The 6,457-nt window shown below is 61.8% G+C and carries 7 protein-coding genes; 1 reads left to right on the plus strand and 6 read right to left on the minus strand.

Features of this window, described 5'->3' with window-relative positions; genetic code table 11:
- Positions 1 to 8: 8 nt before the first annotated feature.
- A complete protein-coding gene (locus EFQ99_RS33335) occupies positions 9 to 3,179 on the plus strand; it encodes an efflux RND transporter permease subunit (RefSeq protein WP_126925179.1) in 3,171 nt (1,056 codons plus the stop codon).
- A gap of 14 nt (positions 3,180 to 3,193) precedes the next feature.
- Here the strand turns inward: EFQ99_RS33335 and EFQ99_RS33340 are convergent, their stop codons facing one another.
- The 6 genes from EFQ99_RS33340 to EFQ99_RS36110 form a co-directional block, all read right to left on the minus strand.
- Positions 3,194 to 3,520 (minus strand): hypothetical protein, encoded by a 327-nt coding sequence (locus EFQ99_RS33340; protein WP_126925180.1) that lies wholly within the window; start codon positions 3,518 to 3,520, stop codon positions 3,194 to 3,196.
- Positions 3,517 to 4,305 (minus strand): DUF2092 domain-containing protein, encoded by a 789-nt coding sequence (locus tag EFQ99_RS33345; protein ID WP_126925186.1) that lies wholly within the window; start codon positions 4,303 to 4,305, stop codon positions 3,517 to 3,519. Before EFQ99_RS33345 ends, EFQ99_RS33340 begins: the two co-directional genes overlap by 4 nt.
- Complete coding sequence (locus tag EFQ99_RS35295) at positions 4,208 to 4,456, minus strand: hypothetical protein (RefSeq protein WP_164736487.1); 249 nt, start codon at positions 4,454 to 4,456, stop codon at positions 4,208 to 4,210. The genes EFQ99_RS33345 and EFQ99_RS35295 overlap by 98 nt, the downstream gene beginning before the upstream one ends.
- A 56-nt stretch (positions 4,457 to 4,512) precedes the next feature.
- Positions 4,513 to 5,304: a RodZ family helix-turn-helix domain-containing protein gene (locus tag EFQ99_RS33350; protein ID WP_126925182.1), complete on the minus strand. Its 792-nt coding sequence runs from the start codon at positions 5,302 to 5,304 to the stop codon at positions 4,513 to 4,515.
- Positions 5,305 to 5,655: 351 nt separating this feature from the next.
- Entirely contained in the window at positions 5,656 to 5,808 is a 153-nt protein-coding gene (locus tag EFQ99_RS36105; RefSeq protein ID WP_281024305.1) for a L,D-transpeptidase family protein, read from the minus strand.
- The gene (locus EFQ99_RS36110) at positions 5,805 to 6,185 is read right to left on the minus strand and encodes a L,D-transpeptidase family protein (RefSeq protein ID WP_281024306.1); all 381 of its coding nucleotides are present in this window, start codon (positions 6,183 to 6,185) and stop codon (positions 5,805 to 5,807) included. Before EFQ99_RS36110 ends, EFQ99_RS36105 begins: the two co-directional genes overlap by 4 nt.
- Between the last annotated feature and the right edge of the window lie 272 nt (positions 6,186 to 6,457).

Here is a 6,457-nt window from a genome sequence, read left to right on the forward strand (position 1 = left end):
ACAACAGCATGATCTCGCGCTTTTTCATCGAGCGACCGGTACTCGCCAATGTTCTGGCGCTGGTCTTCGTGCTCATCGGCGCTGTCGCCCTCTTCCAACTGCCCGTGGCGCAATATCCGAACGTCGTCCCGCCGACCGTGCAGGTCACGACGCGCTTTCCCGGCGCCAGCGCGCAGACCCTCATCGACACCGTGGCATTGCCGATCGAGCAGCAGGTCAACGGCGTGCAGGACATGCTCTATATGCAGTCGACGAGCGCCAGCGACGGCACCTATTCGCTGATCGTGACCTTTGCCATCGGAACGGATCCTGATCAGGCGCAGGTTCTGGTGCAGAACCGCGTCGCCATCGCAATGTCGTCGCTTCCCGAAGCGGTGCAGCTTCAGGGCGTCACGACCCAGAAGAAATCGACGGCGATCCTCGGCTTCGTCACCCTGACCTCGCCCGACAGCCGCTATGACAGTCTCTTCCTGTCGAACTATGCCGTCATCAATCTGCAGAACGAACTCGCCCGCCTGCCCGGGGTCGGCAACGTGACCGTGTTCGGCGCCGGCCAATATGCCATGCGGATCTGGATGGATCCGAACCTCTTGCAGGCGCGCGGCCTGACGCCGCAGGATGTCGTCAATGTCGTGCAGCAGCAGAGCCAGGAAGTCGCCGCCGGCCAGATCGGCATCCCGCCCGTGCCGAAGGGGCAAGTCTTCCAATACACGCTGAATGTCAACGGCCGGCTGAACGATGCGCCCGACTATGAGAACATCATCGTCAAGGTCGAAACCGGACAGGGTGGCCGGATCACACGCGTCCGCGATATCGGCCGCGTCGAACTCGGTGCCCAGACCTACAGCCAGTCCTTCATGCAGAACGGCCGACCGGCGGCCGGCATCGGCATTTTCCAGCTGCCGGAGGCGAACGCCATTGCCGTGGCGCAGGCGGTAAACGCCAAGATGGAGGAACTTTCCAAAAGCTTCCCGCAGGGCCTCGAATATCACCTGCCCTTCGACACGACGAAATTCGTCAAGGCCTCCATCGATGAGGTCTACGTCACCCTGATCGAGGCGGGCGTGCTCGTTCTCATCGTCATTCTCGTTTTCCTGCAGGACTGGCGGGCGATGCTCGTGCCGGCAACCACGGTTCCCGTTACCATCATCGGTGCCTTCGCGGCGATGGCGGCATTGGGTTTCACCGTCAACCTGTCGACGCTCTTTGCCATCGTTCTTGCCATCGGCATCGTCGTCGATGATGCCATCGTCATCGTCGAGGGCGTCGCCCGGCACATCGAGGCGGGCATGTCAGGCCGAAAGGCGGCGGAGAAGGCGATGGAGGAACTGCTCGGCCCCGTCATCGGCATCACGCTTGTGCTGATGGCCGTCTTCATTCCGGCCGCCTTCCTGCCCGGCCTGACCGGCCAGCTCTACCGGCAGTTCGCGCTCGTCATCGCCGCCACGGCGCTGATCAGCGCCATCAATGCCGTCACCCTGAAACCGACCCAATGCGCACTCTGGCTGCGGCCGCCGGTGCCGCTCGAGAAACGCAACGTCTTCTACCGCGGCTTCAACAGGGGCTATGATTGGGGCGAACGTCACTATGCCGGCCTGATCGGAGCGATGACCCGCCACAGCGGCATCATGGCCGTCGCTGCCCTCGCGCTGATCGGCGTCGCCGTCTGGGGGCTCACGCGCCTGCCGACCGCGTTTCTGCCGATCGAGGATCAAGGCTATGTGCTGATCAGCACGCAATTGCCCGACGGCGCCTCGAAGGAACGGACAGATGCCGTAATGGAAGAGGTCGGCAAGATCGCCGAAGCCACACCCGGCGTCGATCAGGTTCTGACCATCAGTGGCATTTCCGTTCTCGACAACAATGCCAGCCTGCAGAACGCCGGCGTGGCCTATGTCGTCCTCAAGGATTGGGATGAGCGCGGCAAGGCGAAAGGACAGGACCTGCTGTCGATCTATCAGCATTTGAATGGCGCGCTACAAAACGTGCTGTCCGCCAAGACGCTTGTCGTCGTACCGCCGCCGATCCAGGGCGTCGGCAACGCCAGCGGCTTTACCATGCAGGTCGAGATCAGGAACGGCGTTTCCGACTATCCGCTGCTGCAAGCGCTTGCCGATACGATCGTCAAGAACGGCGATGCCCAATCGTCGCTGCAGAGGCTGAGCACGCCTTTCCGCTCGAACGTGCCGCAACTCGCCGTTTCTGTCGACCGCATCAAGGCTGAGACGCTGGGAATCGCGGTGAGCCAGGTCTTTTCCGCTCTCTCCGGCTATGTCGGATCGAGTTATGTGACCCAGTTCAACAAATTCGGCCGCACCTTCCAGGTCTATGTGCAAGCCGCGTCCGATTTCCGTGTGAGCCCCGAAGATATCCGCAACCTCAAGGTCAAGGCCGGTGACGGGACGATGGTGCCACTCGGCACGGTCGTCGATGTCACCATGACGCAAGGCCCCTCTCTGATCAGCCTCTACAATCTCTATCCCACAGCCACGATCGTTGGCGCGCCGGCCGCCGGTTTCAGCTCCGGCCAGGCGCTCGATGTCATGGAGCAGATCGCCGATCAGACGCTACCGCGAGGCACCGGCTTCGAATGGACGGCGCTGTCCTACCAGGAGAAGGCGGTCGGCGGTCAGATCTATTTCGTCTTCGCGCTCGCCATGCTCCTCGTCTATTTCGTCCTCGCGGGCCAATATGAAAGCTGGATCCTGCCGCTGGCCGTGCTATTCGCCGTGCCGCTCGCTCTCCTCGGCACGGTGGCGGTGCTGATGGCGGTGGGGGCCGCCAACAATCTCTATACCCAGATCGGCATCATCCTGCTGATTGCGCTCGCAGCCAAGAATGCCATCCTCATCGTCGAATATGCGAGGGAAAAGCGGGCGGATGGCATGGAAATCCTCGGCGCGGCGGTCGAGGCCGCCCGCCTGCGTTTCCGGCCGATCCTGATGACCTCTTTCGCCTTCATCCTCGGCGTCCTGCCGCTGGTGCTCGCGACAGGCGCCGGCGCATCGGCCCGCAAATCGATCGGCATATCGGTCTTCAGCGGCATGATCGCCTCGACCTGCCTCGCCGTGCTCTTCGTGCCGTCCTTCTACGTCCTGTTGCAGCGCCTCGAGGAATATTGGAAGCGGCGCCCCAAGGCCGAAGAGGTGGCAAAAGCCGAAATATCGAAGGTGGGATAGGGCAGCCGCAATCGCTACTGCACAATCACCTGCACGTAAACGCTGCCGCTCTTGGCGTAATAAAGGGAGCCGCATCGGTAGTAGTAACCGCCGTAATAGGGACCGTAGAGGCACCCCGGCGGAAGCACGGCGATCGTCGTCGCCGTCCGCACGACCCGGCGCGTCGTCCGGCGGGCAACACCCGCATAGGAGAGCGGCGTCAGCGGCCGGCCGATGACCGCGCCCGCCGGCGTGGCGAAGCCGATCGACAACGGAAGAGCTCCCTGCCCTTCGATGCGAAAGTCGGTGAATGTCAGGACCCCGGCAAGGCCGAGAGCGAACAGCAGCTTGTTACGGTTCATTTCACTTCTCCCGTATCGGCAGGGGCCGGAAGCTCATCGAGCGATTGCAACTCGCTGAGATCGACCGTCTTTGCGCCCGCTGGAATCTCGATGCTGTAGGACGCAGCGGCGACATCGGCTCCGCTTTTGAAATCGCTGATTTCGAGCGTGTACTGCGGCGCCTGGACGATGTGTTTGCTGGTGATGACGTAACGGCGCGGTATAGGCTGCGAACCGGCCTGTATCCAGATCTGCCAATCGATCTCAGGCGTTCGGAAGGCAAGGTAGTCGCACTCGACGCCGTCCACGAAAGCGCTGGAAATGTGCTTCGCCTCAGTCACATCAGTCATCAGCACATCATAGACGTCGGAGGACAGCAGATCCGCACCCGGCGCCTCCACACCCGCGGTCATCATCCTGTCGATCAGGTCGTCGAGTGAACCCTTGCCATCGATCTTGGCATAGGCGTCGAGGTTCTTGCCGTGAACCGTCAGCGACGAGCCGTCGAAACTGACATCGACGTCGGCGAAGCCGCCGGTGCGCGTGACGCGCAGCTTATCGGGGCGCGTCAGGTTGGCCGTACCGGAACTGACGAACTGGAGCTTCTCGAAGTCGGGTGTCACCGCTTCCAGCGACGACTGGTAGGTAAACGATATCGTCTTCTGCGCCGCCAGAAAATCGGACATTTTCTTGAGCAGCTCTTTTGCATCATCCGCCCAGGCGCTCGTCGGCAGCGCCAAGCTGGCCGAAACTGACGCATATATGAGCATCCGCTTCAATCGCGGGAAAGGGAAAGTCGATGACATGGCGATGCCTTTCGTTCGTGTCGTCATTGATTTCATCGAGTTGCAGATGACGGCTCCGGGCCTGCCGCAGCCGGATATGAAATATGAGAGATGCAAAGCATGCATGCAGGTAAGCGAAGAGCCTTGCCTGCCTTGGCGGCACCGCGCTCATCGAGTGTCTCGCTGGAGCGCGATAGCCTCTTTCGGGGAGCAGGTTTCGAACGGGCGCTACAATCCCGAGGTCAGGACCCTGTGGCAGGCCGGCGACACGCGCGGCAGATTGTCCCGCAGGCAGGCGATGCCCCGCCCTCCTCCCAATGGGACCATGCGGCAGAAGGCCCGGAAGTCCGCTCCGCAGGTCTCCCTGAGGATCATCAGTTCCTCCCGCGGAGAAAAGGCCGGCATCACGCCTCCGGGGGCCGGCGTGGTCGCGCCCGTGGCAGCAGTATTGCCGGAAGCTGGGGCCGATCCCCCCAATGCCGCAACGGCCTGCTGGCACGGCGCCGATAAGGCGGCGTTATGCTGCTGCAGACAGCTGAGCGCCTCGGCGCCTCCCGGCGTCACCCCGGAACATTGTGCCATGAAATCCCGCTGGCAGGCAGATTTGACCGCATTGCGCTGCGCCTGCGTCGGTTGATGCGCGGGCGTGCCGGTCGCCGGTGCCGGACTTGTCGCTCCGGTCGTTGTCGGTGCCGCCGGGGCCGGCTCCGCGGATGTCGATTTGGGCTTGGCGCTGATCGCCGACACCGCCTTCCGGCAGCCCGCCGAAAGCGTGGCGCTATGCTGTTGCAGGCATGTGAGCGCCTCTATGCCCCCCGGCGTCACCCCGGAACACTGCGCTATGAAATCGGAGCGACATTCCGCCTTGATCGCATTGCGCTGCTCTTCGGTCGGCGCTTGCGCCGAAGCAGCACTGGCAAAAAGCGCCATTGCGCAAAGCGTCGGCAATCCCGATATTGCCCACAAAAGACGACGCCTCCGATGCGGAGGCGCCAGTAGAGAAGATGCCCGTTTTTGCATTATCCCCCCCCTATAACTCTTTGATTTATTTCATCAAACCGAACTGACCTTCTGAATAGCATAATAGGCGCCGCCAGGAATGGACGGACGTTGCTTACTGTCATGGAATATAAAAAGCGCCTGACCTACATATATTGGAATATTCTTATTTTAGCAACTATCTAAACCCTGGCGCAACCTTCCAGATATGCCGGCCGCACTTCAAGTTCTTGGCTTTCTGGATGTCTCGATCGCTAGACCATCGCGCCCTTTCGATCGACATGCTTCCTTCCCAGGATCGTTCGCCCTACCTGGGTCCCGGGAACTTTGGCCAGAGATTCCACGACGTCTGTCGGATCGTCCTGCCCGTTTTCACCGCCTGATCTCGACCGGCGTGCCGTCCGGCACCACCCGCCAGACCTCTTCCATTTCCGCATCGGTGACCGCGACACAACCCGCCGTCCAGTCTACCCAGCGGTGAAAAGTCCCGAGCCAGCCGAGGCCGTTGCGAATGCCGTGAATCATGATGTCCCCACCCGGTTTCTCACCACGCGCCGCGGCGGCCGCAGTGTCCCGAGCGTCGGGATAGCTGATGTGCAGAGAGAGAGGTGGAAAGCGCTGCGCGGGTTCCGCGCGTCGATCCGGTAATGCCCCTCCGGCGTCCGGTTATCCCCTTCCCGCGCCTTCGCCTCCAGCCCGCCGCGCCCGAGGGAGACGGCGTAGGTTCGCAACATCTGCCCACCGCTGAACAAGGTCATCGTGTGGCCGGTCTTGTCGATGAGGACGGAATCGGCCCGGGAATTTGCAGGCAGAGGCGGCTCGGCGTCACGTCCAAGGACAGCAATCCCCGCAATTGCCGCTGCCCCTGCGCCAACCATCAACACCAGTGGCTTCAACTTCATCAACAATCTCTTCGCCTTATCTCCGGCGCAGATTGCGCACGCAGCGCGAGCAAGGCAAGGTTCCTGCTGCGGCGCGATTCATTGCGCCGGCAAGCACGGTGGATCAAACGCCGACCTCGCCTGGATTGACGGCTGTCGGGATGCCGAATGCCGTGTCTCCAAACGCACGAAAGCCCTCCATGGTTGGAGGGCTTTTTCGTATTGTTTTGCTTTTGGCTTTGTCTTGGGAATTTGGTTTCGTTGGCAGGATTTGAACCTGCGGCCTTCAGGTT

This window comes from Rhizobium vallis, assembly GCF_003985155.1.
GTDB classification, from domain to species: domain Bacteria; phylum Pseudomonadota; class Alphaproteobacteria; order Rhizobiales; family Rhizobiaceae; genus Rhizobium; species Rhizobium vallis.

Coding starts and splice junctions, on each gene's coding strand:
- EFQ99_RS33335 (WP_126925179.1), top strand. CDS start 9: ATGATCTCGCGCTTTTTCATCGAGCGACCGGTACTCGCCAATGTTCTG.
- EFQ99_RS33340 (WP_126925180.1), bottom strand. CDS start 3,520: ATGAACCGTAACAAGCTGCTGTTCGCTCTCGGCCTTGCCGGGGTCCTG.
- EFQ99_RS33345 (WP_126925186.1), bottom strand. CDS start 4,305: ATGTCATCGACTTTCCCTTTCCCGCGATTGAAGCGGATGCTCATATAT.
- EFQ99_RS35295 (WP_164736487.1), bottom strand. CDS start 4,456: ATGAGCGCGGTGCCGCCAAGGCAGGCAAGGCTCTTCGCTTACCTGCAT.
- EFQ99_RS33350 (WP_126925182.1), bottom strand. CDS start 5,304: ATGCAAAAACGGGCATCTTCTCTACTGGCGCCTCCGCATCGGAGGCGT.
- EFQ99_RS36105 (WP_281024305.1), bottom strand. CDS start 5,808: ATGATTCACGGCATTCGCAACGGCCTCGGCTGGCTCGGGACTTTTCAC.
- EFQ99_RS36110 (WP_281024306.1), bottom strand. CDS start 6,185: ATGAAGTTGAAGCCACTGGTGTTGATGGTTGGCGCAGGGGCAGCGGCA.